The following is a 23,506-nucleotide window of genomic DNA, read 5'->3' as shown; positions in this document are numbered from 1 at the left end:
TCTATCTTTCTACTCGTACAATTTTGCTGTCACATATTATATCATACTCTCTTTCTGTTCATCAGAGGGGCAGTACCAGAAGAATAAAGAACAAAAATGGAAAAAACAAAAGACAAAAGAAAAACACCTGGGTTACAGGTGTTTTAATCTTTATAATCGTGCTTGCCTCCTAGAAAATCTGTATCAATTTCTTTTAATTCTTCATCAGATACTTGCTCATCCCACTTAATATCCTCATAATCATGATCTTCAGCATCAGGATGAATTTGGATGCATACCTTTGTTTCTCCGACAATTTCAGCTGCAAACTCGCGCTCCACTTCTACCCTTACCTCTCTGTCTTTGTCCCCAATGGATGCTTCCAACGTATTTGGCTGTTTAATGGTTCTTGCAATCACATCAAAATCATCAGACATGACTTCTTTATCTCTCATGGTTAAAGGGACATACTCTTTATATTGGACATTCTCCGTGGTAACCTCAGTTTTAGTATTATCCTCATAGGAATACCAAATGTTAATATCATAGAACCCGGCTATTTCAACACTATCTCCTTTGCGGTCAGCTTCATACTTATGATTAATGATCCAGCACCCTAAAATACTTGAAGGTTTGTGCGGCGTTTTAACGACATGATGCTCTTTTGAATACTTTTTCCCTTTCCCGCAAACTGCTTTCGTGATAATCTCTCGATATTTTATTTCTTCACCGTGAGACATTTCCCTTCCCTCCTTCTTGAATAGCCCCCTGTTGGACGCAGCACGTACAATCAGGCTTTTACCTATACCTATGCAGAACAAATGGTGAATTTGCCTATCCTTTATCTCATGATGTTAAATAAGAAAAGTAGTCCTCACCCCTAATACCTATGCACAGGCTCTAAAAACATGAACAAAATATTGTCCGACTCCTCAGCAAATGAAGAAAAATGCCCTTTCTTCAGCGTAAGGAAAAAAATTAATTTACTTATGCAGACGTTGCCCTTCTGCACCCTTTTTTAGGGACAGGAGCCAGATTGCTTCAAGCTTTCGAGCTAAAAAGAAGGATCAGGAAGGCTGCTGCCTTGCTCCTGAAATCGATTAGAACCTTTTCCGTGGCTCCCTATCTAGACCAAAAAAAGAAGGCACCTCCAAAAGTCAGTATTTTGGAGGTGCCTTCTTTGCTTCTTATTTGTTATTAATGTTTAAGAACGGATTCTTATTTGTCGTGCCTTGAAGCACATCTCCGCCCATTGACGTAATAATTTCATCTGTCACTTTATTAGAGATGGTTCCGGATACAAGCTGAAGAAGTTCATTCACTTCTGTCTGGCTGCTTTTAAACTCATTGACAATTGGAATCTCATCAAGCTGTGCATTCAATTCATCAATTTCTTTTTCAACATTTTTCAAAGCTTCGCCTTTTTGATAATGTTGAAGATTGACAGCTTCTTTTTGCTTTTTCTTAATTTTACCAATTAATTCCTGAACTTTTAAGTTCTGGTTGATTTGTTTTTCGGCTCGCTTAAAAAAATCAACCTCTTCTGTTCCTGCAATTAACTTTCCTAGTTCCTTTGCCTGGGAAAGGACTTCTTTTTTTGTTACATATTGTTCTGACATCTACTTATTCACCTCTGCATGTTCAACAAGTTGGCCATCGAGCGACCACGTTTTAGCCTCTGTTACTTTTACATATACTATTTCACCTATTACAGACTTTGGACCAGCGAAGTTTACAAGTTTATTGGTACGTGTTCTTCCTGACAAGATATCTGGATTCTTTTTGCTTTCACCTTCCACAAGCACCTCAACCACTTGATCCTGAAGGGCCAGGTTCTTCTTAGCTGCAATATCATTGACCACTTTGTTTAATCTGGCCAGGCGGTCTTTTTTCACTTCCAACGGAACATTGTCTTTCATTTTAGCTGCTGGCGTTCCTTCTCTAGGAGAATAAATATACGTATATGCACTATCATATTCCATTTCTTTCATCAGCGAAAGGGTATCCTCAAATTGTTCTTCTGTTTCGTTAGGAAAACCGACGATAATGTCAGTAGTAAAGGAAGCATTAGGAATAGCTTTTTTAATCTTTTCAGCTAACTTCACATAGTGTTCTCTTGTATACTTTCTGGCCATAAGCTTCAGCACTTCACTGTTGCCTGACTGAACTGGCAGGTGGATATGCTCAACCAGATTGCCGCCTTTGCAAGAACTTCAATTAAATGATCATCAAAGTCACGCGGATGACTCGTCGTAAAGCGAACACGTGGGATGTCTATTTTTCGGATTTCATCCATCAAATCTCCTAAGCCGTACTCTTGATCTAAATCCTTGCCGTATGCATTAACATTTTGGCCAAGGAGAGTAATTTCTTTATATCCCTGTCTGGCAAGATCCCTTACTTCAGCGATGATATCCTCTGGTACTCGGCTGCGTTCTTTTCCTCTTGTATAGGGCACAATACAGTACGTACAGAACTTATCACATCCATACATAATGTTCACCCATGCCTGCGTTTTGCCTTCCCGCTTTCGCGGCATATTTTCAACAACGTCACCTTCCTTGGACCAGACTTCAATCACCATTTCTTTCCCATAAAGTGCCTCCTGGACGAGCTGAGGCAAGCGGTGAATATTGTGTGTTCCAAAGATTAAGTCAATGTGCTGATGCTTTTGCATAATTCGGTTCACAACGGCTTCTTCCTGAGACATACAGCCACATACCGCCAACATAAGTTCTGGCTTTTCCTGTTTGAGAGGCTTTAAGTGTCCTACTTCCCCAAACACCTTGTTTTCCGCATTTTCCCGGATTGCACAGGTATTAAGCAAAATAAAATCAGCTTCGTTTGTTTCTTCTGTTGCTTCAAAGCCCATGCCTTCTAGTATGCCAGCCATATTTTCCGTGTCATGGTAATTCATTTGACAGCCATATGTGCGAATGAGGTACTTTTTCCCTTTGCCTATCTCTTTCATTTCTTCAGGGATGGAGAAATCATAATGAACCTCCACTTCCTCTTTCCCTCTTCGCTTTCCCTTTTTATAATCAGGCTGGTCATTAATTAAAATACTGCGGCCGCCTATTTTCATATATTGTTTGCCGTCTTCTGAAGATTCAATGCTTGCTTTTGAAAAGTCGAAGTATTTACTGTATTCCTTTGGAGTCTGTTTCTTTTCCACTGACTCTGTCTCAGCTTCAGGTTCTAACCCTTGCTGCTGCCTGCGCTGTTCTTCATTCATTGTGTTAACTCCTTTCTTACAGGTGGTACTCTTCTATTTATATAAACAAAATGATCTGTTGTAAGACAAAGATACAATAGTAAATTATAACTCCAAATGACTGCAAACACAATAATTCCTTATATTTAACGGGGCTTTGCCACTTGAAGGGAGCGAAGACGATTGATGGCTGCGGATACTTCTATGCGTCTTGGCTTGGCAAGCTCCCCCGGATGCTTGCCTGGAAAAGAAGAAACCATGTCAATTCCCTTTTCCTCCATTTCCTTTTCAACTCTATCAAGAACTTCAGCAAGAGATGTTTGATCATCAAAAAGCTTGTCAGCACAATATTTTATAACGCAGCTACAGCCTTTGTCTGACTGGGATCAACCAATTGTTCGACAAAAGAAAGATCGATCGTTTCCCGGCCATAAAAATGGTGGTTCTTCCTTTGGCGTCCACTTTTTCCTTCTTGCCTTTTCTGGTATCAAAGCTTTCTTTTTTCACCAATCTTTTTTTGAAATCTCCAAACGATTCATCAAATAAATCACTTCTTTGTTTGCTGTCCTTTGCAATTTCTTTGGCCTTCTCCGTAACATCCACAGGGGTGTATTCATCCATCATGACCACTTTATCAGCAACTTCAAAATAATCTCCTGACCCCCCTACGACAAGGATGGTTGAGATGCCGTGCTCTTGGTACAGACTTGTAACCTTATCAATAAACGGAGTAATCGGCTCTTTCTCTTTAGCAACAAGCGCCTGCATTCGGCTGTCTCGAATCATAAAATTAGTGGCGCTTGTATCCTCGTCAATAAGCAATGTTTCGGCACCGGCTTCAATGCTTTCCATAATATTTGCTGCCTGTGACGTGCTGCCGCTGGCATTATCAGTGGAAAAGTGTTGTGTATCCTTTTGAATGGGAAGATTCGAAATGAAAGGTGAAATATCCACTCCCTTCACACTACGTCCATCTTCAGCCCGGATTTTACATGCACTTTCTTCGGTAATCACGTATTCACGGCCATCACCTCGTCTGTGGTTATATACTCCTCGCTCAATGGCTTCAAGGAGAGTGCTTTTCCCGTGGTATCCGCCGCCAACGACTAAGTTCACTCCTTTGGTCAGTCCCATGCCTTTGATGGGAGAACCGTGGGGAACTGGTATCTCAATTTCCATGGAAGGCGGGGATTGAAAGCTTACTGTCCTTGAAGATTGCAATGGTTTATTGCTGATTCCGCTTTCTCTGGGAAGAATTGAGCCATTGGCTACAAACGAAACAAGGTTATTTTTATGTAAATAGGTGCGAATGGCTTCTTGCTGATCCATAAGGATTAATTGTTCTGTAAGCCTTCTTTCCGCAAAATCAAAGACTGCCTCATTGATTAAAACAGGAAGCTCTTCAGTAAGAACAACTGCAGCCTGCTTTCCTAATATCGTCCGTCCCCTTGCCGGCAAGTGAAGGGACAGACGAAGCTCCAGACCATTGTCATTTGCAGCGCAAGCACTGCGCTCTATGACCTCCTGACCGGGTGCGTCTATGGTTAAAGAGCGAAAATGATTTTTCTTTATCCTCTCGGCTGCATTTCTTGCAAAATAATCTTCCACAGCAATCTTTCTGGCACGAGAAGAGAACCACTCTTTGTTCATCGGAAACAATTTCTGCTTGATTTCAATTCTTATTTTCGAAGGACTTGCATAGGGATCTGCCTGCACATGATCAATGTGTAAAATAAAACGAGGAAACTGATAAGTGCCTTTACAATCTTTGTACGCTTTGTATCCTTTATGATCAATTCGATGCAACAATTGTTTTAATTCTTTCATGACATGTACCCTCCTGCTTACATTTTCCTCCCCTAGCTTACCAAAGGGAATAAAAAGAAGGAAAGGACCTAAGAAGATCCTTCCCTTCGATTACATAAACTCATGTAACAATTCATTAAACTTTTCTTCATCCAAGTCGAGATCCTCGTGGGCGAGAGGAGTTTCTTTGTAGCCTTCCACTAATTCCTGATAGGATGGCTTCTCAGTATCTTGATAGATTAATCCGGTTACAAGGCCATTGTTTTCCATGAGCGTCTGCATTGCCTGCATGCGGCTGGATGGATCATATCCTTCAACTGAACTTAATTTCGTTAGATTCTCTTTAAACCAATCATAAGTATTGACCTTATTAAACGTAATACATGGACTAAAGACGTTAATCAACGAGAATCCTTTGTGAGCCATTCCTTGCTCAATTAAGGATGTTAATTCTTTTAAGTCACTTGAAAAGCTTTGAGCAACAAATGTGGCGCCAGCTGTCAACGCTGTTTCCATAACATGAAGTGACGATTCAATCGATCCTCCAGGCGTGCTTTTGGTTTTAAACCCCATTTCACTGCGCGGGGAAGTCTGTCCTTTGGTCAGACCATAAATTTGGTTGTCCATGACGATATAGGTAATATCGATGTTTCTTCTGATCGAATGGATCGTATGGCCCATTCCGATAGCAAAACCATCCCCGTCTCCTCCAGAAGCAACCACTGTAAGATCACGATTGGCCATTTTCACGCCTTGTGCTAAAGGTAAAACTCTTCCATGCACGCCATGAAATCCATATGAATTAATATAGCCGGAAAGGCGTCCTGAACAGCCAATTCCTGTGATCAAAGCTAGTTCATGAGGTTCCAGGCCTGAATTGGCAGCTGCTCTTTGAATCGCTGCCTGGACGGAAAAATCTCCACACCCCGGGCACCAATTAGGCTTAACCTTATTGCGAAACTCTTTCAATGTTGCCACGATGTGCAGCCTCCTTGCATTTATTATGAATTTCTGATGGAAGAAATGGGTTACCGTCATATTTCAAAATATTTTCGATATGAGCAGCCCCTGTATTTAAGCGAATAATATTGGCAAGCTGTCCGGTAGCATTATTTTCAACAACGACTACTTTATCAGCTCGGTCCATAAGCGGCTTAAGTTCATCGCTTGGGAAAGGGTGAAGAAGCCTGATTTGTGCATGGTTTACCTTGACACCGTCTGCTTCCAGACGAGGAATCGCTTCACTGATCGTCCCCCTTGTTGAATTAACGCCAATAACCAAAAGATCAGCATGGTCATGGGTACCTGTATAAGCCACCGGTGTATCAAATCGGTCTGAAACAGCGGAAAGCTTCCTCATTCGCTTGTCCATTTGGTCTTTACGATTTACCGGGTGTTCAGAAGCTTTCCTGTTTCATCATGCTCTACTCCAGTCACATGAAAAATTCCATTTTTTGTACCTGGGACCACACGAGGGGAAACGCCATCATCGGTTACGGCAAAACGCTTAAAGTATTCTGCCGGGTCCTGTTCTGGAAGGTTTGGATGAAAGTCCAATTTTCCACGGTTAATGTTAATTTTTTCATAATCGAGAGGCTCTACTGTCTGTTTCCCGAGTGAAAGTGCCAGATCTGTAACCATAATGACAGGGCACTGGTACTCATCTGCCAGGTTAAAAGCTTCTATCGTATCATAAAAGGCTTCTTCTACTGTACTTGGAGCCATCACAATCTTAGGGATTTCTCCATGCGTGCCGTAAATCATCGCCATTAAATCCGATTGTTCCTGCTTTGTCGGCAGTCCGGTACTCGGGCCGCCCCGCTGTGTATCTACAATTACCAGAGGAGTTTCTGTCATCCCTGACAGGCCGATCGCTTCTGTCATAAGAGAAAGCCCGGGTCCGGCAGACGCTGTTAATGCTCTTACCCCTGCATAATTAGCCCCAATGGCCATGACTGCTGCCGCAATTTCATCCTCAGTTTGGATAACAGTCCCTCCAAACTCTGGAAACTTCTTAATGAGATATTCCATAATTTCAGAGGCTGGGGTTATCGGATATGCCGGCATAAACCTGGCGCCGCCAGCGACAGCACCCAGTCCAATCGCGTCGTTGCCGATCATAAACATTCTCTTTTTCCCATCAGCTTCTATTAAATGGTATCTCTCTACTTCACCAGCCTGTTCTTTGAAAAATGCGGCACCCTGCTGCAAAGCTTCCATATTTTTCTCAACTACCGCTTCTCCTTTTTTTCCGAATATCTCTTGCACGACGTTTCGGTACAATTCAGGAGCAAGACCCAATACAGCAGCGGAAGCTCCGACAGCTACCATATTTTTCATCAGGGAAGTTCCTAGTTCCTTAGCAATCTCTGAAAAAGGGACAGGATAAAGTTCTGCCTTTCCTTCCTCAGGCAGGGTTGGAGAAAACTTTGCATCGGCAATCACAATGCCGCCTTCCTTTAATTCATGAACATTCACATCTATTGTTTCCTGGTCAAACGCTACTAATATATCAAGATCATCTGAGACAGAATTTAACGGTTTGGTACTTACACGGATCTTGTTATTGGTATGTCCGCCCTTGATTCGTGAAGAGAAATGCCTGTATCCATATAAATAATATCCTAAACGATTTAAAGCAATAGCGAAGATCTCTCCCGTACTCTCAATCCCTTCACCTTGCTGACCGCCAACTTTCCAGGAAAGTTGATCAATCATATCATCCAACTCCTTCTTGTCCATTTATAGAAATAAGGTATACGCAAACGATATAGATTCCTATTCAGGCCAGAATTGCAGCCTAAATTCCTTTATTAATCTTAGAATGAAGCGTAGTAAAAAGCAAGAACGCAAAACCTTAAAAATGTCACTGAGTACCGGTAATCAGAGGCCCTTGACCTCCCGGTTTTTCACTATTAATTTACCTCCTCCAAAACTTTAAAATAATAAATTTCAAAATTTGCCTCGTTGTGACAAAACCGGCATGGGCTTTTCATATCATTTTTTTTAATATGGGGTGCGTGGAGCAATTCAATTCCATCCTTAACATGGTCGCTGCAAACTAAGATCATTTTTCTTCCTCCACCTTTCCTAAAGAAAAATTCTTATTATGGTATACAATATACCATAATAAGAATTTTCAGACAACAGTTTCAGCAATAAAAAAAGGGCGATGACAAGAAATTTATCATTACCCTTCAGAAACTTGTTGGTTTTTACTGTTGATTGCTTCAATGTAGGCTCTCTTGGAGTTTTCGATGTGAATCTTTGTAAGGTATTCGGCCATCTCAACCTCATGGTCTCTCACAGCCTTTAAGACAGCTAAATGCTCTCTCATGGACTCCTCCATCCGCCCTTTAAGCTTATGGCCGGTAGAGGCAAAAGCACGGATATAGTCCATTAAATCTGTCAGCATCTCATAAAGCTTAGGCTTCTAGCCGCTCTATATAAAGCGTGGCTTATTTCAATATGAAGTTGAGAAATTTCAGCTGAATCCTTTTTCTCCAGAGCTGTCGTGATCTTTTGTATATATTGATCAAACTTCTCTTTTCAGTCTCTGAATTTTCTGTGCAGCCAACTTCGCCGCCAACACTTCTAGTGAAGATAAAATCGTAAATACTTCGATAACTTCTTCCGTGGAAATTTGGGAAACAAGCACTCCTTTTCGGGGAACCGTTTTAACAAAGCCTTGAGACTCCAATCGAAATAGTGCTTCCCTGATTGGCGTTCGGCTAATGTTCATTTTTTCCGCCAGTTCTCGTTCAACCAAACGATCACCAGCTTTATACTCGCCCTCTAGAATCATATTTTTCAAATATATATATGCCCGCTCCCTGATGGATATAATTTCCTCTTCAAACCAGCCTTTCAATGAAATCCCCCCTTGTTTTCTACCTTATTCCTAAAATTATACCGTATTTACTGCATTAAACCAATGAAATCAACTTCCGTAGTTTTTTGCGTTAGAGAAGAAAACCAAAACGTAAAAATTCACATCGTTTTCTTTTTATTATATAGCACTTTGTGGTATATTGTATACAAATAATTATTTAATAAGTTAGTATTTTTTGAATTATCTGCAATAAAAAACAAAATAGTAGGTGGATACGGATGCTGAAGTATTTGTTTACCGTACTAATAATTGTGTATCTTTTATCTGTTTTATTCCCTTCTTCTGTCGTTGAGTTCCTTGTTTCACTTCTTTCTCTGTTAAGTATTTTACTAACCATCACTTTAGTTAATAAAATGGTATTAAAATTCGGTCTTGCTTTCCTGGGTTTGGGGATATTCATGCTTTACACGAGTGGGACGAGCCCAGCCCATTATTTATTTTCATTTGGCAGCATGCTCAATTTACTAAGTTTATTTGCATTGGTCCCCATTCTAGCTTTGCCCATTAAATTAGGGAACTATGCTGAAGCTGTGCAAAATATTATACAGGAAAAAGTAAAAAACTCTGGCCAGCTATACATGCTGTCTTCCGGGATATCTTACTTCTTAAGCTCTTTTATGAATCTAGCTGCCCTCCCAATGACGTATTATGCGATTCAGCCATCGATCAGACTGTTTTCTATTACGAATAAACCTCGTTTTATGAGCAGGTCTATTACTCACGGCTTTGCTATGCCTTTACTATGGACACCTGTCACGCCGATCGTGGGGATTGTAATCGAAATGACTGGTGTCTCCTGGGGAGCCATGCTTCCTATTCTGATTCCTTTAAGTATTTTAGGCCTTCTGCTGGATTGGGCCACTGGAGTTTACTTATCAAAAAATATCATTCACCAAGCCCATTAGGACGCCCTCAAGCATACAAAGAAATGGCAGCTGCGATAGATCATTCTTCTCAAGGCGAAAAAACTTCTAAGCTGTTTCATTTAATTGGTGCTGTTCTCTTATTAAACGTCATTATTACTTTTGCAGACCTATACTTAGACGTAAGTTTCTTGTTTTTAGTTACGATTCTAGTCATCCCATTTTCTTTTACTTGGGCGCTTCTTATCCAGAAAGGCAAGGGATTTTTGACTGGATTAAAAGAGCACTTTGATACTCACCTGTTGAAAATGAAAGACCAGTTTTTTATCTTTTTATCTGCCGGCTTTTTCATTTCAGCCATCGGTATTTCGGGTACAGAACAAACCATTAATAAATGGATTGGGGGACTGATAACTGTTATAGGAGAGCATGCTTTTTTATTTATTGTGCCGCTGTTACCCCTTGCTTTAGCCTTTATTGGCCTGCATCCGGCTGTTGCTTTAGCACTTCTCGTTGAAGCAATCGACTTTTCTATCCTTGGCATCTCGCCGGTTGTCTTCACGTTAGCTATGTTGGGAGGAGCGGTGCCGGCATTTTTAATGGGTCCATATAATGCAACCCTAGGCTTATGTCCAATATCATAGACGAAGATCCTTATAAGATATCACGATGGAATGCCGGTTTCACCTTTATGTACCTCTTATTATTATTGATTTTTATCTCAGTTCTACAACTTATCTTTTAATCTTTTTTATAGGAGCTGTCTAACAGATTCCTGGGCGTGAGTTCAGCATAGTGCCGTGCTCACGTCTTTTTTGTCAGGTCCTTTTTAACCCTGGTAGTTGTGAAACATAATTGGAGGGATGGCAATGTTTACATAATGACTATTAATTCTAAAATGACTGATATGTCTAAAGGGGCATTCCTAAAAAAGAGAGGGATTGATAGTGACTTCCTCTCAAATAAGAAGTTATACCCCAAAGGCTATAATAACTTCAGGATGGCTTGGGTTATGAACAAAAGATAATCAAACACTGGCTGGAGAATAAAGATCAAATTTCTTTAATGTACACTGGGGTATACTCGATCCAAACCACAACCAACTATACTAATATTGAGAGATATGGAAGCGGTGGAATGAATATGAAGCTTAATGACTATAAAAGCCTAGGACGTAATAAGTCCTTGACTTAAGTCATCTTCTATTTGTTCTGTTTCGTCTCCGTTAACTTCTTCACCTTCGGCCATGTTTTCAAGTTCTACCTCTTCTGATACTTTTCCCCCACAAGCCACTAATGATGTGGCCAAAACCAAGACTCCAATGGTTAGACTGTTTTTTATCTCTTATTCCTCGGTTATCCTCTTGGTTACAGTTCTTATGTAAAAGGCCAGGTTCACAACTGTTAAAAGTGAGGGCAGAGCAAAGGATCTGGTGAAATATAAAATCAAGTCAGGATATAGACACCTGCAACAGTAATCAAGGGAATAATATCAATGCCTAAAGAAATCTCGCACTCTCTTTCTAGAAGTAAAATGATGAACTAGAAGTGATTATTAGTTAGACCGAAGGCGCAGAGGTTTTTTATCTAAGGGAAGGAACTTTCATTACACGACTATTGCAAGCAATGGAGTCGGTAGTGTTAATTACTACCCGATAAAGACAGATTGATAATTTCTAATGTTCTAAATCCTGTTACTGGATGAATTCCTTTGTCAAAGGAGTATCCTTTTTCTTTGAATTTGTTTCTTATTTCGTCGTTGATATACATATCACCAAGAGAAACCTCAGTTTTCCGTTCTTCCATAGCGTTTTCGATTCTTCGAACAATCTCTTTTATTTCTCTTTCGTAAGTTTCTTTAGTATTGCTGTTCATTTTTTCTTTTACCTCGGTTGCGTCCGGTATAATAATCATAGAAAAACCCTTTCTTTTTGTGTCATTGTACTATAAAGGAAAAGATTTTTGTAAGAGGTGTTGAGAAAATGATGTATGGCAGCCTTGTGATGGATAATGCAAACAACCATAATAAGGATTATAATACTGAGATCCACAATTATAGAAGAAAAGGAAAAACTGATACTAATTTCTCTGATATTCTAGAAGTGCAAAAAACGCTGTAACTACTGTGGACAAACCTATATTATTAAATCATGTTATTTCTGATCTATTTAAGTCCAGAGGAAATAAAAAGTATTTAATGTAAAAATAGTGCAACTAAACGTACTACTTTATTTTGAAACATAAAAAAAGGCCCTCCTGGAATCAATATGTTGTCCTGATAATAACTCATTGAGGAGCATGAAGCGTCTACTCATTTCTATACTGCCTAAAAACCAAAAGGTCTCCTTTTTTGAGGTAAGACATTTGATTCTCTGCAGAATCATTCAATATTCATGAGCGGCAAAACTTGAACATTACTTTAGCGGTTCTGTCGGACCTTGATAAGGAAGAACAAGAAAAACAGATCGAATGAGGAGAAACGGCTGCTTATTGTTCATCTATTCTGATGATTAAAGCTCACTCCTTTCAATGATAAAAAACTGCGCCTCCATTATTTTTGAGGAGGGGCAGTTTTTTAATTATTATCCTATTACGTGGCATCCTTAAATGACAGGAGGACGGCATGCAATTTCATTATCTTCGGTTGTTTCACTTGTTAACCAGGGACATTGTTCACAGTGTGATTTGCAAATTTGTCCGTATAATTCGCAAGAGACTGTCTGGTTCTCTTTGACCTGAACGACCCTTTCTTCAAACATATTCTCCCACCAATTTATTTGTTTAGGTAGAATCTTCATAAACATTCTCTCCACTTCTTTCTTTTTTTATTATACTCTCTTTGGTTTATTGTATACCAAATGAAGCAAAGATAAAACCTAAATCGTAAAAGTTCAATAATTTATAATATTCTTTCTAATGTAGACTCATTATAACGATGGGAAAACACGTAAACTATCTCTCCTTGGTCATACATTAGGTAAGCTTCCCACAGAGAAGAGGCATTATGGGAAGCGTTAACTATTTTAGCTTATATAAAAAAGAAACCAAAGTGGAAGAGAAAATGTTTATACCGTTGAATAAAAGGGTTCCGTTGAGACTTTAATTGATTCTGTCGGACAGCCTTCTTCTGCATCCAGCAAGTCTTCTTCAAGCTCCTCGTCCACTTGCTCTACTCCTTTATTACCATCTAATATATTTTCTGCCAGTCCTTCATCATCATAGTCAAATATCTCAGGTGCCGCAGCGCCGCACGCCCCGCACGCAATACAAGTCTCTTTATCCACCATTGTATATTTTGCCATCATCGACCCGCCTTCTATTATTATTAAGAAAATATACTTGTACTATGAAGCGGTTGCACCTTCGCCTTTGGATCAATAAAGGATTTAGCGTTATTTACTGCTGTTGGCGCTTCACCAAAGCCAGTTGCAATCAGCTTAACTTTTCCTTCATACGTACAAATATCTCCTGCCGCATATACCCCGGGAATGTTAGTTTCCATTTTTGAATTTACTACAATAGAGTTTTTCTCAATCGTAAGCCCCCAGTCTTTCATCGGCCCAAGTGAAGAGAGAAATCCAAAATTAACAATAACATCATCAACTTCCACGGTTTGTCTGTCAGTCTCTTCTTTGCTGTGTCTTAAGATGGTTTCTTTAATAGTGTGATGATCTCCCTGGAAACAGTCAGGTATATAAGGTGTTTTAATATCAACAGAGCTGTTAAATAACTGCTCCACGCTGAATTCATGGGCCCGGAACTTTTCCCGGCGGTGAACCAGTGTTACCTTTTTTGCTAATGGTTCAAGCATTAAAGCCCAATCCACTGCTGAGTCCCCGCCTCCAAACACCAGTACATTTTTTCCTTTAAACTTGTTCAAGTCATTTATAAAATAATGGAGATTTTTCCCTTCATACTGAACTGCATTATCCAATTCAATTTTCCTTGGACTGAAAGCACCGTTTCCTGCCGTTAATATAACTGTTTTCGTAAAATGAACCTGCTGATTAGTGGTCAGCTTAATTGTTTTGTCTTCTTGGACCTCAATATTTTCAACCATCTCTCCGAGGCAAATATCAGGGTTAAAGTAGTTAGCTTGTTCCCACAGCCTGTCAACTAGATACTGTGCTTTCACTTTTGGAAAACCTGCAACATCATATATATATTTTTCCGGGTAAAGGGCTGAAAGCTGTCCCCCTAAATGGGGCAGGCTTTCTACAATTTTTACAGATAACTGACGCATTCCTGCGTAGAAAGCAGTAAATAAGCCAACGGGGCCGCCCCCAATAATCGTGATATCATGTATTTCTTCTTTAATAGTCATGAATACTGTCTCCTTTAGCTCCGTACTCTTGAATTCCTACGTTCTTGTTATAAGGTATATTGTATACCAAAATGGTAGAAAAACTGATGATACATTCCCAAAGGAACATATCATTCTACTCAATCACACCCAGATTTAGGTGCTTACTTTTTTGACTTTCTGTCTTTGTACTTTTTTAGTCATTTCTTTATCCCAAGAAAGAGTAATCTCATCTTTTACAACAAATGTCTGGCAAGCAAGTCGATACCCTTCTTCCAATAGATCTTCTCCTACTTTCTTCTTTTCAGCTGGTTTAATGTTATCCAGGTTTTCACTTCCATCTTCAATTTTCACGAGGCATGTCCCACAATAGCCTCCACCACAGCGGTTTGGCACATCACCATCGTACCTTAATGAGTTTCTCAGGATGTTAGAATTATCATCTACCTCTAATTGTCTATCCGTGTTTTTAATTTTTATAATAGCCATATAAATAAATCCTCCTTTAAAGTCATAATGAATGTAGAGAATCACAATTCCTGTTACTTCTTACAGGTACAAGTACAATCACTGCACTTTCTTTTTTCTTTTCCCCCTGAACAGATACTTTATTAGAAGCAGCCTTTGCTAACAGCGAGTCCCCATTCACTTTCTTTTCCAATAGCTTCCCCCTCAAAATAAAATATTGTATACCAAATACAATATCACAAACTTAATTTTCTGACAATATCTTTTTTATTTATTTTTCTCGCAAATATTATTATTCAGAATAATCACCCGCTTTATTTGACATAAAGATAGAAGTAAGGCAAAATCAAGGTATAACTCGACCTTTTCAAACCTTTCATTTTTCACTTATATCCTTTCGGTTCTGTTTTTAAGAAATTTTGTTTCGTCTTTAGGTATACAATATACAACATTGGCGGTGATAATATGATTCAAATAGGTATCATAGGGTTTGGCACAATCACAAAGCAATTGATTTCTTTACTTTCAAAGGAAGAAGTAAATGTAGGGGGTATTCTCGTAAGGGACAAAGAAAAAGCGAGATGAATAGCAATATCTCTTTGCCGTTCACTGATGATCCTGACCAATTCTTTTCCAATAATTTTGATTATGTAGTGGAAGCTGCCGGCCATGAAGCTGTGAAAACATACAGCAGCCGAATTGTTAAAAACAGCAATGTCATCATTGTTTCAGTAGGCTCGCTTGCCGACCCTGAATTTCTAAATCATCTACAAGACAAAGCAGCGGCCAATAACAAACAAATTATTGTTCCTTCTGCGGCAATCGGTGGTTTGGATAGAGTTGCAGCCGGGGCAATGGGAGAGATTACACAAGTAAAATTAATTACGAAGAAGCCTCCTAAAGCCTGGTACGGTACAGTTATTGAACAAGAATATGATTTGCCTTCCATTACAGAACCCTTACTTGTATTTTCTGGAATCGCGCGGGAGTCCGCTGTTAAGTTCCCTGAAAATGTAAATGTGTCAGCAGCCTTAAGCCTGGCTGGGATTGGTTTTGAAAAAACAGAAGTTGATGTTTATGTAGACCCCTCCATAGACCAGAACATACATGAGATTTATATAGAAGGGCTTTTTGGGTCAACGAAAATAGAAGTCCAAAATACTCCCTCCCCCCATAATCAAAAACAGGCTACATCGTTGCGATGAGCATTGCAAAAGTCTTACATGGGTATACAAAACCATTAGTAATGGGAATATAGTTTCCCGGCACCTCAAAGTATTTCCTGGTCCTTATCAAAGGAACGACAGGGATAACAGTTGAGGTGTCTTTTTATTGAAAAAATACCAAAGAAAAATGGCCTAGTTTAAATAACCATGCCAGAGAGAAAAACAGCACCGTAGCATAATGCTCCTAAAATAACTAAAGCTGGGTGAACCTTCCACTTTTCTAAAGCAAGAAAGCTTACCGCCGTCAAAAGGAGAAGTTGAAAAATCCCGCTTTGTTCAAAGCTGTTTAAGAAAAACTGATAAGCCAGTACAGCCAGCAGAATAGCTATGACTGGCTGTACTGACCGAGTCATAAACTTTACTTGCAGCGCATTTTTAAATAAGTTCACAAACTTAAACAAGATAATGACAGCTACTGCTGAAGGAGCCACTGTTGCCATCAGAGCAGCACTTGCTCCCAGTACCCCGCCAATCTCATAGCCAATAAAACCTCCCATTTTTGTGGCAATCGGCCCTGGAAGAGCATTCGCAATAGCCAGCAGATCACCAAATTCCTCCATTGTCATCCATTCATATTTTGTAACCACTTCATGCTGAATTAGAGGAATGGTCGCAGGGCCGCCACCGTATCCTAGTAAATTAGCAATAAAAAAAGCTATAAAAAATTTCCACATAAATCATAAGCTGGCATCCTTTCTTAGCTCATTCTCTTCTTCAGCAGCCAGCTTCTGACGACGGCTGAGGTAGGTACCATATGAAAAGGCAAGGGTTAGTATAAAAGCAATAATAATCCCTGGATGGATAAAAAAGACTTCTAAAAACAACAAACAAAGTCCAGAGGTCACAATCATTCCTTTTTTGCCAAGACCGCTTGACGCTTTTTTGAAAAAACCAAATGCCATAACAGCAAGCATAACAGCAATAACGGGGGTAATAGCTTGAACCATTCCACTTACAATCCCGGAATTACGGTACGTATATAAAAATCCAAGAAGCCCGATCATCGCGATAATAGACGGCATGATGTGGGCTAAAATGGCTACCGCCGCCCCGCTTGACCCTTTTACCTTATAGCCGATATATGCTGCCATCTTTGTTGCTATCGGACCTGGCAGGGTATTGGCCAAGGCTAACGTATCCCCAAATTCATCTGAGTCCATCCATTTATATTTTTTACGGCTTCATGTTCTATTAATGGAATAACTGTAGGGCCGCCTCCGAACCCCAATACCCCTGACCTTGCAAAACCTGTGATAATTTGTAAGTAAGCACTCATCTCTCCTGCTCCCTCTCTTTTTCCTCCCGGAGAAAACAATCGTCATAGCATTCCCAAGCTTTGAATGCTATGACGACTTCTCCTTCTTTATAGTTTTATGTCTGCATCAGTAACAACGCTTAGATCCTGGTCTTTTACATGCTCTTCTAGTGCTTTTAGCGCAGCTGTACCTACTGCTGTATCCTGTTCACCGTTTCCGCCGCTGACTCCTACTCCGCCGACAACTTCACCATTGACAACGATTGGAAAACCGCCAACAAATACGGCAAATTTCCCAGGAATCATATGCTGGATGCCGAAAGCTTCGTTTCCAGGAAGCACCGGGCCATTAGGCTCCTTGTTAAATAAATGAGTGGATCTTTTGTGTCCGGCTGCAGTAAAGCCTTTTGCCATTGCGATTTCAGGACCTGTAATCCTGGAATTGTTCATTCGATCAAGAGCAATTAAATATCCCCCTTCATCTACTATCGCAATGGTTTCCAGGACATTGATTTCTTCAGCTTTTTGTTTTGCTGCTTCTATCATAATATGAGCTTCTTCTAAAGTGAGTTTGAGCGCTTGTTTCATTAATAGATCTCCTCCCTTATTTTAATAACCTACATAAACCGTTTTGATTTGGGTAAAAAATTCTAAGCCGACTCTTCCAGACTCTCGAAACGTTGAAGTGCTCGATTTTTTCAGCCCTCCAAATGGAGCATTTATTAAATTACCGGTCGTTGTCCGATTGACTTTAACAGTTCCTGCCTCAATATCTTTCGTAAATTGTTTTGCCAGCTTAATATTGTTTGTAAGAATGGAAGCAGATAAGCCATACTCTACATTGTTAGCAATCTTAATCGCTTCTTCATAGTTGCCAGCCGTTATGATAGAGATGACAGGTCCGAAAATTTCTTCCTGTGCTATGCGCATCTCAGGAGTAACACTGGTAAAAATAGCAGGGGTGACAAAATAACCGTTTTCAAATTTTTCACCTTTCACCTGCTCCCCGCCATATTGAAGAACGGCTCCCTCTTCTTTCCCAATATCAATGTAATGTAATACGTTGGTCAGCTGTTTTTTATTAGCAAGAGGCCAATTTTTGCGTTCTCATCAAGTCCATGGTCTATCCGTAATTCTTTTGTTTTCTCTACCAATTTCTGTGTAAATTCTTCCACCACCGATTCCATAATTATCACTCGGCTGGTACCCGTACATGCCTGTCCTGTTAAGGAAAAGCCACCGTTAATCACAATTTGAGCAGCCTGGTCCAAATCTGTATCTTCCATTACAATAACCGGGTTCTTTCCTCCGAGCTCCATTTGAGTGCGTGTCGTAAGAGATGTGCTTCGGTGTATTTGTTCACCTGCTGAAGTTGAGCCTGTAAAAGTTATGGCTTTAATAGCCGGATGGGAAACAATGGAGTCACCTATTTTTGAAGAGGATCCAGTCACAAAATTTAATACGCCTTCTGGAAGCCCTGCTTCATGTAGAGCCTGGACAAGCCGAAGCGCAATTAACGGCGTGTCAGATGAAGGCTTGAAAATAACAGTATTTCCTGTAATTAAGGCTGGCGCAATCTTTCTTGCAGGGATCGAAATCGGGAAGTTCCATGGAGTGATAACTGATACCACCCCCAATGGCTCTCTTTGCGTAAAGACATCCATATTCGGGTCATCATTTGGGAACGTTTCTCCTGTAAAGGTCTGCCCCTCTACCGCATAAAACCGAAGCGTTTGTGCTGTTCTTTTCACTTCCCCTTTGGCTGCAGAAATGATTTTCCCTTCTTCGCGCGTCAATTCTTCTCCGTACTCATCTACGCGGCTTTCTAATATTTCGGCAGCCTTATTTAAAATGGCAGCACGCTTGGAAGGAGATGTCTTGGACCAGGTTTTAAAAGCTTTTTCTGCAGCTTCAATTGCCTTTTCCACATCTTCAGGCGCAGAAGACTGGAATTCACCGAGAATATCATTTGTGTCAGCCGGATTAATGCTTGTAAACGTTTCTTTACTTGTGCTTTCCACCCATTCTCCGTTTATATAATTCTGGAACGTATTCACACTTGTTTTTAACACGTATACCACCCTCTGCTGTCAGTTTATGAATAAGGACGGCAGTTTCCAGTTGGAAACTGCCGATTTTGTTTAAATGGACAAAATGTTCGGAATTAGGACTTAACTGCTTCACCCAAGTCTTCTTTTAAGTAGGCATCCCATAAACCATCCATGTACATTCTTCTCATTTTGGCCCCTGTGCGGACAATTTCAAGGCATCGTTGCTGCAGCTCAGGAGTATCTGCATATTCTAGAACGATCTTGTACCCTCTTTCTCCGTGAATTTCATCAGAGACAATGTGCAGATCAAAGAATTCAATTTCTTCATCTGTAAATCCGTATTTTTCACGTAATACTGGAGTTTGTTTACGATAAATAGCAGGCACCTGTGATTCCAATCCTACAACAAGTGCAGCTGTAGCTACGACGAAGTTTTCACGTTGAGCTACTGTGTAGCACCAGCTTTGAAGACCTAGAGTAGTAGCAACCATATTTTTAGGATCTTCTACTCTTTCACGAGTGGTTCCACATGTTTCAGCAAAACGGATAAGCAAATCTGTATGTCTGTCACCAGCAATTTCTTCTTCATACATGTTTTGGAGAATAAAGTCTTTCGCATCAGAGTATTGTTCTGGTGTGTTGTGATACATATATGCTAGATAGTCAGCGAATGGTCCCACATAATGGTAGTGGTTCTCAGCCCAGCGTGCGAAATGTTCTCTTTTAAGATCTCCATTAGCCCATGCAATTGTAAATGGAGCAGCCTCACTATGATTTCCTTTGATTGCTTCCTCTAACTCTTTACGAAACTCTTCTCTTGATAATAGTTCTGCCATTTTAATAGCCTCCTTTAAAAGTAAAAGAAATTGATTTTTCTAAAAAGGTACGACCAAATGATGTTAGTATTTTGTATTTGGTATACCAAATGATAGTTTTATCGTAATGGACAACCATGTCTTCTGTCAATAACTTTGAAGAAATTTTCTAAATATTTTTTTTCTTCAGTTATAAGAAGAACATAATTGCCACAATACAGGCAACAAACAAGCCTGTCATCACAGGAATAAAGTTTCTGCGTACTAAATCAATCGGTTTTACCCCGGCAATACCGGCATCTGCTGCTACCCCAAACGCCCATGCAGCTAACGTACCGCCGCCGGCAAAAATAGCAGCTACTTGTCCTAGGCCTGCTAATACAGCGATATCCACACCAGCCCCGCTTCCAAGTCCCGAAGAAAGTGCGCCAACAAGGGGCAGCCCTGAAAAACCGGAACCATCCATCCCTGTTAATATGGCAATGATTACAATACCGAATGTTAAGGTGATCGTGTTTCCATCAATGTATTGCGCCATGGAATTCCCTAAGTCAAATAAATATCCGGGAGCTCCTTCACCTAACACTGTTTCTGCGTGATCCGGGTGTCCAATCAAGAAAAAAGCAGCTATAGGGATAACCGGAGCAAAGATCTTAATGGCAAAGAAGAAACCTTCTCTTATATAACTGACAATCCCTTCAATCGCTTTTGTTCCCTGGCTGCACAACGTTGATATGATTAATAATACAACAGCTGTACCTCCTAATAACGATGTTGCATCTCCGCCTTGTATGGCGTTATCCGGGTCAAACACACTCCGGTATACCATTAATGCAACGATAGCAATCAATGAAGCAGGAACTAATACAGCTAAAAATCTTGAATACTTGCCCAGTGGCGCTCCAGTTTCAACCGTTGCAGCAATTTCTTTAGATGCTTTATCATCTGGAAGCGCTTTCTTTTTTTCATTCCCAATGTCGATTGGAGGCTTTTCAGCCTTCAGTTTTCCTTTTTTCATATCTCTTCTAATCGTATAATAAGAAATTCCGATGGCTACAAATCCGACTATCAAAGAAAACATAAACGTATAAGGCAGGAGAATCGCTGAATCAATTCCTGCTGATGCAGAGGTTAACCTTGTGGCCCCTTGAATAACCACATCACCTGAAAGAGCCATCCCATGTCCAAACAAGTTAATGGATACTGCAGCTCCCATAGCTGGAAGGCCCATTTTCATAGCAACTGGAATAAGAACTGTACCTACAAGAGCTACAGCAGGTGTAGGCCAGAAAAAAGTAGCAGCCAGGTACATCGTAATTCCTAAGACAAAAAATGCTGTTGTCGTGTTCACCATTAACTTTTTCATAGGAGCGATCATGAGTACATCAGCCCCTTGAGACTGCAATGATTTTAACATTGCAACCATCAGTGCGATAACAAGCATAATATCAAATAGTTCTACCCCGGCATTTAAAAATGCCTGAAAGACGATTTGTCCAGAACCGATTGCTCCGTCAATGAATCCTGCTTCAGAGTTAAACATCCATCCTAAGACAAAAAGTCCAATGATTGAGGGCAGGACCACATCACGTCTGAAGATCATAAAAGCGAATATTGTGAAAATCACCGTTAAGTAAATCCAATGGGAGCTTGTCAGTGTCACACTTTCCATTATTTCCCCTCCGTTAATAGGCAGTATTCATCTTATCTCCCCACTTTTTTAACTCAGCCAGGCACTTTTGCACATTTACACTTCATGAACATTGTCAGAGGTTTCAAGCAGCTTTGAGATGGATGCAGACAGGTTTTCTAATGCTTCTTCTACAATTTCTCTTCCTATTTCCTCGCTCGCTTTGCGAGCATCTCCTATACAGCCATTTTTCGTCATCTCTTCATAGTAGTAAAACCCTTGCACAGGTTTGCCAGGCCGCAGCAATTCCCAATTCCCAGAATGAATGTCTCCTTTTTCGAGACGCTCACGGCGGACGATATGAGGAGCAAGATAAAGAGCTTCAGACACTTCCCTTTCACAACTGTGGCCAAACAGAACAGATTCTATATTCGTATCCATCGCTGTTTTGGCTGAGCTCGTAGTTTTTGCAAAATAAACCGCAACGTCCAACTCTTTTGAAAGCTTCATGCTTGCCACACTGAGAGTTGACTGGTTTCCCCCATGGGCATTAAGCAAAAGGAAATTTCTAATGCCATGCCCGCGCAATGACTCAATTATGTCTCTAATCATTGCAATAAGAGTATCAGGCTGAAGAGAGATCGTCCCTGGAAAATGTAAGTGATGAGGAGAAACCCCCATATTTATTGTTGGGGTTACCAGGGCCATTGGAGACAGTCTCTGTGCTAATAAATCGGCCATTTCCGTTGCCAGAACGGCATCACAGCTTTCTGCCATGTGGGGTCCATGCTGTTCATGAGCTCCTACTGGAATAATAGCAATCTTTGTTGCAGGCAGTGCCTCATCGACTTCTTCCCATGTCATCTCGGTTAAATTATATTTCTTCATGTCTTTCCCTCCTCCCTATAAAGTATTTGGTATACCATTAACTATAAATGAAACGAGTGGTTTTGATGATAGGTTTGACAGATAATATACGATTCTTTTTCTATCGATGGTAATTTTTACCTCTTTTTTGAATATTGTATACCAAAAATCCAGACGCTATTGGGCTAATTCAATGTCTCCCTGGATCGTCAATTGACATGTTAAACGATACCCTTCATCGAGCTTATCCCCTAGCATCTTTTTTTCCTTCCAGTTTGGCGGGGCCAAGTTTTCCTGTCCACTTATAATTTTAGATGTGCATTTCGTACATTTCCCCATTCCACAGCCATATTTTAAGGCTGGAAACTGTTTAATACCTGCTAAAACTACTAAATTACTATTTTTTTCTACTTCTTGCTCGTAAACTTCATTGTTTTGATGCAATTTTACTGTTGGCATACTATACACCCCTCAATATTTGGAATATAACAACATTATAAAGGTAGTTTGGTTGGTAAATCAACATATTGTGTGAAAATTTTTAATAATTATATTTTTTTATTTTTTCTCTTGTTTTATTTGCTTGTTTCCTTTACTATTTATGGTATACAATATCCCATGAACGAGGGGGTGAACTTTACCAGTTTTGTCGTCGGCGTAAAGGAACGCCCTACTTTACTTAAGGAGGAGAAAACATGAGTTATATTATCTTAACGAATAAAGCGGACTATCAAACAGATGTGCAAAATGAGGGCTTAGAAATTGTGGAAACCTATGAATATTATTTTTTTAAACAGTTAAAGGCGACCTACTCTATTGCGAAAGTAATTAAAGATGATATTAAAGTAACCTTACGAGAGGAAAAAGATGGTAAAACCTATACAAACCATATTCCTCTAAAATTCTTTGAAGCCTACGAGAAAATCGAAGATGCACATGAAGAATTAGGAGAAATCGCTGGTCCAGATTCTGAAAGTGCACGGTTAGTAAAAAATACTACAAATGAAATAACAATTCCCTCTTAATCATGACGATACTAATTAATAGTTTAAATAAGATAAAGCACCACTTTTTCAATTGAAAAGCTCAGGTGCTTTTCTTATTATAAAAATTAGATTGATATTTCTACATCTTTCTC

22 protein-coding genes and 6 pseudogenes are annotated in these 23,506 nt (G+C 39.9%); 5 read left to right on the top strand and 23 right to left on the bottom strand.

The genetic code is table 11. The features are described from left to right. Window positions 1-143: 143 nt before the first annotated feature. The 8 genes and pseudogenes from cotE to JCM19033_RS25005 all read right to left on the bottom strand — a co-directional run bounded on the left by cotE (window position 144) and on the right by JCM19033_RS25005 (window position 8,870). Window positions 144-719 (bottom strand): outer spore coat protein CotE, encoded by a 576-nt coding sequence (cotE, locus tag JCM19033_RS04225; RefSeq protein WP_054635368.1) that lies wholly within the window; start codon window positions 717-719, stop codon window positions 144-146. Window positions 720-1,166: 447 nt separating this feature from the next. Beyond that, window positions 1,167-1,598, bottom strand: coding sequence for a RicAFT regulatory complex protein RicA family protein (locus tag JCM19033_RS04220; protein ID WP_054635367.1), 432 nt, complete (start codon window positions 1,596-1,598; stop codon window positions 1,167-1,169). Beyond that, window positions 1,599-3,214: pseudogene (gene miaB / locus JCM19033_RS04215) on the bottom strand (tRNA (N6-isopentenyl adenosine(37)-C2)-methylthiotransferase MiaB). A gap of 125 nt (window positions 3,215-3,339) precedes the next feature. Beyond that, window positions 3,340-5,020: pseudogene (locus tag JCM19033_RS04210) on the bottom strand (ABC-ATPase domain-containing protein). 90 nt (window positions 5,021-5,110) lie between these two features. Then, on the bottom strand, window positions 5,111-5,977 hold the full coding sequence (locus JCM19033_RS04205; protein WP_054635366.1) for a 2-oxoacid:ferredoxin oxidoreductase subunit beta: 867 nt from the start codon (window positions 5,975-5,977) through the stop codon (window positions 5,111-5,113). Then, a pseudogene (locus JCM19033_RS04200) lies at window positions 5,949-7,717 on the bottom strand (2-oxoacid:acceptor oxidoreductase subunit alpha). The gene JCM19033_RS04205 and the pseudogene JCM19033_RS04200 overlap by 29 nt, the downstream one beginning before the upstream one ends. Before the next feature lie 472 nt (window positions 7,718-8,189). Continuing rightward, window positions 8,190-8,417: pseudogene (locus tag JCM19033_RS25010) on the bottom strand (FCD domain-containing protein); the annotation flags it as partial. A 117-nt stretch (window positions 8,418-8,534) separates the two neighbouring features. Further along, window positions 8,535-8,870 (bottom strand): GntR family transcriptional regulator, encoded by a 336-nt coding sequence (locus JCM19033_RS25005; protein WP_269757953.1) that lies wholly within the window; start codon window positions 8,868-8,870, stop codon window positions 8,535-8,537. 239 nt (window positions 8,871-9,109) lie between these two features. On the opposite strand from JCM19033_RS25005, the gene JCM19033_RS25000 reads away from it, so the two are divergent. Together JCM19033_RS25000 and JCM19033_RS24995 are read left to right on the top strand one after the other, a co-directional pair. Next, window positions 9,110-9,796: a hypothetical protein gene (locus JCM19033_RS25000; RefSeq protein WP_269757952.1), complete on the top strand. Its 687-nt coding sequence runs from the start codon at window positions 9,110-9,112 to the stop codon at window positions 9,794-9,796. Window positions 9,797-9,819: 23 nt separating this feature from the next. After that, window positions 9,820-10,398, top strand: a complete 579-nt coding sequence (locus JCM19033_RS24995) for a hypothetical protein (protein ID WP_269757951.1) — start codon at window positions 9,820-9,822, stop codon at window positions 10,396-10,398. 523 nt (window positions 10,399-10,921) lie between these two features. Here JCM19033_RS24995 and JCM19033_RS23120 read toward each other — a convergent pair. Then, on the bottom strand, window positions 10,922-11,062 hold the full coding sequence (locus JCM19033_RS23120) for a hypothetical protein (RefSeq protein ID WP_157049728.1): 141 nt from the start codon (window positions 11,060-11,062) through the stop codon (window positions 10,922-10,924). 332 nt (window positions 11,063-11,394) lie between these two features. Next, entirely contained in the window at window positions 11,395-11,667 is a 273-nt protein-coding gene (locus tag JCM19033_RS04185; protein WP_054635365.1) for a hypothetical protein, read from the bottom strand. A gap of 68 nt (window positions 11,668-11,735) precedes the next feature. Here JCM19033_RS04185 and JCM19033_RS23115 point away from each other — a divergent pair, with 68 nt between their 5' ends. Continuing rightward, a complete protein-coding gene (locus tag JCM19033_RS23115) occupies window positions 11,736-11,873 on the top strand; it encodes a hypothetical protein (protein WP_157049727.1) in 138 nt (45 codons plus the stop codon). A gap of 483 nt (window positions 11,874-12,356) precedes the next feature. Here JCM19033_RS23115 and JCM19033_RS04180 read toward each other — a convergent pair whose 3' ends face one another. The 5 genes from JCM19033_RS04180 to JCM19033_RS23110 form a co-directional block, all read right to left on the bottom strand. Continuing rightward, the gene (locus tag JCM19033_RS04180; protein ID WP_054635364.1) at window positions 12,357-12,551 is read right to left on the bottom strand and encodes a hypothetical protein; all 195 of its coding nucleotides are present in this window, start codon (window positions 12,549-12,551) and stop codon (window positions 12,357-12,359) included. 267 nt (window positions 12,552-12,818) lie between these two features. Next, window positions 12,819-13,055 carry a ferredoxin gene (locus tag JCM19033_RS04175; RefSeq protein WP_054635420.1) on the bottom strand — a complete coding sequence of 79 codons (237 nt, stop codon included), beginning with the start codon at window positions 13,053-13,055 and terminating at the stop codon, window positions 12,819-12,821. A gap of 23 nt (window positions 13,056-13,078) precedes the next feature. Continuing rightward, window positions 13,079-14,077 carry an NAD(P)/FAD-dependent oxidoreductase gene (locus JCM19033_RS04170; RefSeq protein WP_054635363.1) on the bottom strand — a complete coding sequence of 333 codons (999 nt, stop codon included), beginning with the start codon at window positions 14,075-14,077 and terminating at the stop codon, window positions 13,079-13,081. Between the two features lie 135 nt (window positions 14,078-14,212). After that, window positions 14,213-14,545, bottom strand: a complete 333-nt coding sequence (locus JCM19033_RS04165) for a 2Fe-2S iron-sulfur cluster-binding protein (protein ID WP_054635362.1) — start codon at window positions 14,543-14,545, stop codon at window positions 14,213-14,215. A gap of 22 nt (window positions 14,546-14,567) precedes the next feature. Further along, window positions 14,568-14,717 (bottom strand): hypothetical protein, encoded by a 150-nt coding sequence (locus JCM19033_RS23110; RefSeq protein WP_157049726.1) that lies wholly within the window; start codon window positions 14,715-14,717, stop codon window positions 14,568-14,570. Window positions 14,718-15,105: 388 nt separating this feature from the next. Here JCM19033_RS23110 and JCM19033_RS04160 point away from each other — a divergent pair, with 388 nt between their 5' ends. Continuing rightward, the gene (locus tag JCM19033_RS04160; RefSeq protein WP_054635361.1) at window positions 15,106-15,729 is read left to right on the top strand and encodes an aspartate dehydrogenase; all 624 of its coding nucleotides are present in this window, start codon (window positions 15,106-15,108) and stop codon (window positions 15,727-15,729) included. Between the two features lie 158 nt (window positions 15,730-15,887). Here JCM19033_RS04160 and JCM19033_RS04155 read toward each other — a convergent pair whose 3' ends face one another. The 8 genes and pseudogenes from JCM19033_RS04155 to JCM19033_RS04120 all read right to left on the bottom strand — a co-directional run bounded on the left by JCM19033_RS04155 (window position 15,888) and on the right by JCM19033_RS04120 (window position 22,827). Beyond that, a complete protein-coding gene (locus tag JCM19033_RS04155) occupies window positions 15,888-16,424 on the bottom strand; it encodes a chromate transporter (protein ID WP_054635360.1) in 537 nt (178 codons plus the stop codon). Window positions 16,425-16,427: 3 nt separating this feature from the next. Then, window positions 16,428-17,026, bottom strand: a pseudogene (locus tag JCM19033_RS04150) (chromate transporter). 87 nt (window positions 17,027-17,113) lie between these two features. Then, window positions 17,114-17,593: a heme-binding protein gene (locus JCM19033_RS04145; RefSeq protein ID WP_054635359.1), complete on the bottom strand. Its 480-nt coding sequence runs from the start codon at window positions 17,591-17,593 to the stop codon at window positions 17,114-17,116. Between the two features lie 21 nt (window positions 17,594-17,614). Further along, window positions 17,615-19,077 (bottom strand): annotated as a pseudogene (locus JCM19033_RS04140) (aldehyde dehydrogenase family protein). 92 nt (window positions 19,078-19,169) lie between these two features. Next, window positions 19,170-19,892, bottom strand: a complete 723-nt coding sequence (locus JCM19033_RS04135) for a TenA family transcriptional regulator (protein WP_054635358.1) — start codon at window positions 19,890-19,892, stop codon at window positions 19,170-19,172. Window positions 19,893-20,061: 169 nt separating this feature from the next. After that, a complete protein-coding gene (locus JCM19033_RS04130; protein ID WP_054635357.1) occupies window positions 20,062-21,543 on the bottom strand; it encodes a hypothetical protein in 1,482 nt (493 codons plus the stop codon). Between the two features lie 75 nt (window positions 21,544-21,618). Next, complete coding sequence (locus tag JCM19033_RS04125) at window positions 21,619-22,389, bottom strand: creatininase family protein (protein ID WP_054635356.1); 771 nt, start codon at window positions 22,387-22,389, stop codon at window positions 21,619-21,621. Between the two features lie 156 nt (window positions 22,390-22,545). Then, a complete protein-coding gene (locus tag JCM19033_RS04120; protein ID WP_054635355.1) occupies window positions 22,546-22,827 on the bottom strand; it encodes a 2Fe-2S iron-sulfur cluster-binding protein in 282 nt (93 codons plus the stop codon). 236 nt (window positions 22,828-23,063) lie between these two features. On the opposite strand from JCM19033_RS04120, the gene JCM19033_RS04115 reads away from it, so the two are divergent. Continuing rightward, the gene (locus JCM19033_RS04115) at window positions 23,064-23,393 is read left to right on the top strand and encodes a hypothetical protein (RefSeq protein ID WP_054635354.1); all 330 of its coding nucleotides are present in this window, start codon (window positions 23,064-23,066) and stop codon (window positions 23,391-23,393) included. The last annotated feature ends 113 nt before the right edge of the window (window positions 23,394-23,506 follow it).

Source organism: Thalassobacillus sp. C254 (assembly GCF_001310615.1).
This window is presented reverse-complemented; position numbering and strand designations above follow the sequence as displayed.

Excerpts from the sequence above, each read along its gene's own strand:
- cotE (WP_054635368.1), bottom strand. The coding sequence starts at position 719 with ATGTCTCACGGTGAAGAAATAAAATATCGAGAGATTATCACGAAAGCA.
- JCM19033_RS04185 (WP_054635365.1), bottom strand. The coding sequence starts at position 11,667 with ATGATTATTATACCGGACGCAACCGAGGTAAAAGAAAAAATGAACAGC.
- JCM19033_RS23115 (WP_157049727.1), top strand. The coding sequence starts at position 11,736 with ATGATGTATGGCAGCCTTGTGATGGATAATGCAAACAACCATAATAAG.
- JCM19033_RS04115 (WP_054635354.1), top strand. The coding sequence starts at position 23,064 with ATGAGTTATATTATCTTAACGAATAAAGCGGACTATCAAACAGATGTG.
- JCM19033_RS04165 (WP_054635362.1), bottom strand. The coding sequence starts at position 14,545 with ATGGCTATTATAAAAATTAAAAACACGGATAGACAATTAGAGGTAGAT.
- JCM19033_RS04135 (WP_054635358.1), bottom strand. The coding sequence starts at position 19,892 with ATGGCAGAACTATTATCAAGAGAAGAGTTTCGTAAAGAGTTAGAGGAA.
- JCM19033_RS04120 (WP_054635355.1), bottom strand. The coding sequence starts at position 22,827 with ATGCCAACAGTAAAATTGCATCAAAACAATGAAGTTTACGAGCAAGAA.
- JCM19033_RS04130 (WP_054635357.1), bottom strand. The coding sequence starts at position 21,543 with ATGGAAAGTGTGACACTGACAAGCTCCCATTGGATTTACTTAACGGTG.
- JCM19033_RS04160 (WP_054635361.1), top strand. The coding sequence starts at position 15,106 with ATGAATAGCAATATCTCTTTGCCGTTCACTGATGATCCTGACCAATTC.
- JCM19033_RS24995 (WP_269757951.1), top strand. The coding sequence starts at position 9,820 with ATGGCAGCTGCGATAGATCATTCTTCTCAAGGCGAAAAAACTTCTAAG.
- JCM19033_RS04145 (WP_054635359.1), bottom strand. The coding sequence starts at position 17,593 with ATGAAACAAGCGCTCAAACTCACTTTAGAAGAAGCTCATATTATGATA.
- JCM19033_RS04180 (WP_054635364.1), bottom strand. The coding sequence starts at position 12,551 with ATGAAGATTCTACCTAAACAAATAAATTGGTGGGAGAATATGTTTGAA.
- JCM19033_RS04170 (WP_054635363.1), bottom strand. The coding sequence starts at position 14,077 with ATGACTATTAAAGAAGAAATACATGATATCACGATTATTGGGGGCGGC.
- JCM19033_RS04220 (WP_054635367.1), bottom strand. The coding sequence starts at position 1,598 with ATGTCAGAACAATATGTAACAAAAAAAGAAGTCCTTTCCCAGGCAAAG.
- JCM19033_RS04175 (WP_054635420.1), bottom strand. The coding sequence starts at position 13,055 with ATGGCAAAATATACAATGGTGGATAAAGAGACTTGTATTGCGTGCGGG.
- JCM19033_RS04155 (WP_054635360.1), bottom strand. The coding sequence starts at position 16,424 with ATGTGGAAATTTTTTATAGCTTTTTTTATTGCTAATTTACTAGGATAC.
- JCM19033_RS25000 (WP_269757952.1), top strand. The coding sequence starts at position 9,110 with ATGCTGAAGTATTTGTTTACCGTACTAATAATTGTGTATCTTTTATCT.
- JCM19033_RS04125 (WP_054635356.1), bottom strand. The coding sequence starts at position 22,389 with ATGAAGAAATATAATTTAACCGAGATGACATGGGAAGAAGTCGATGAG.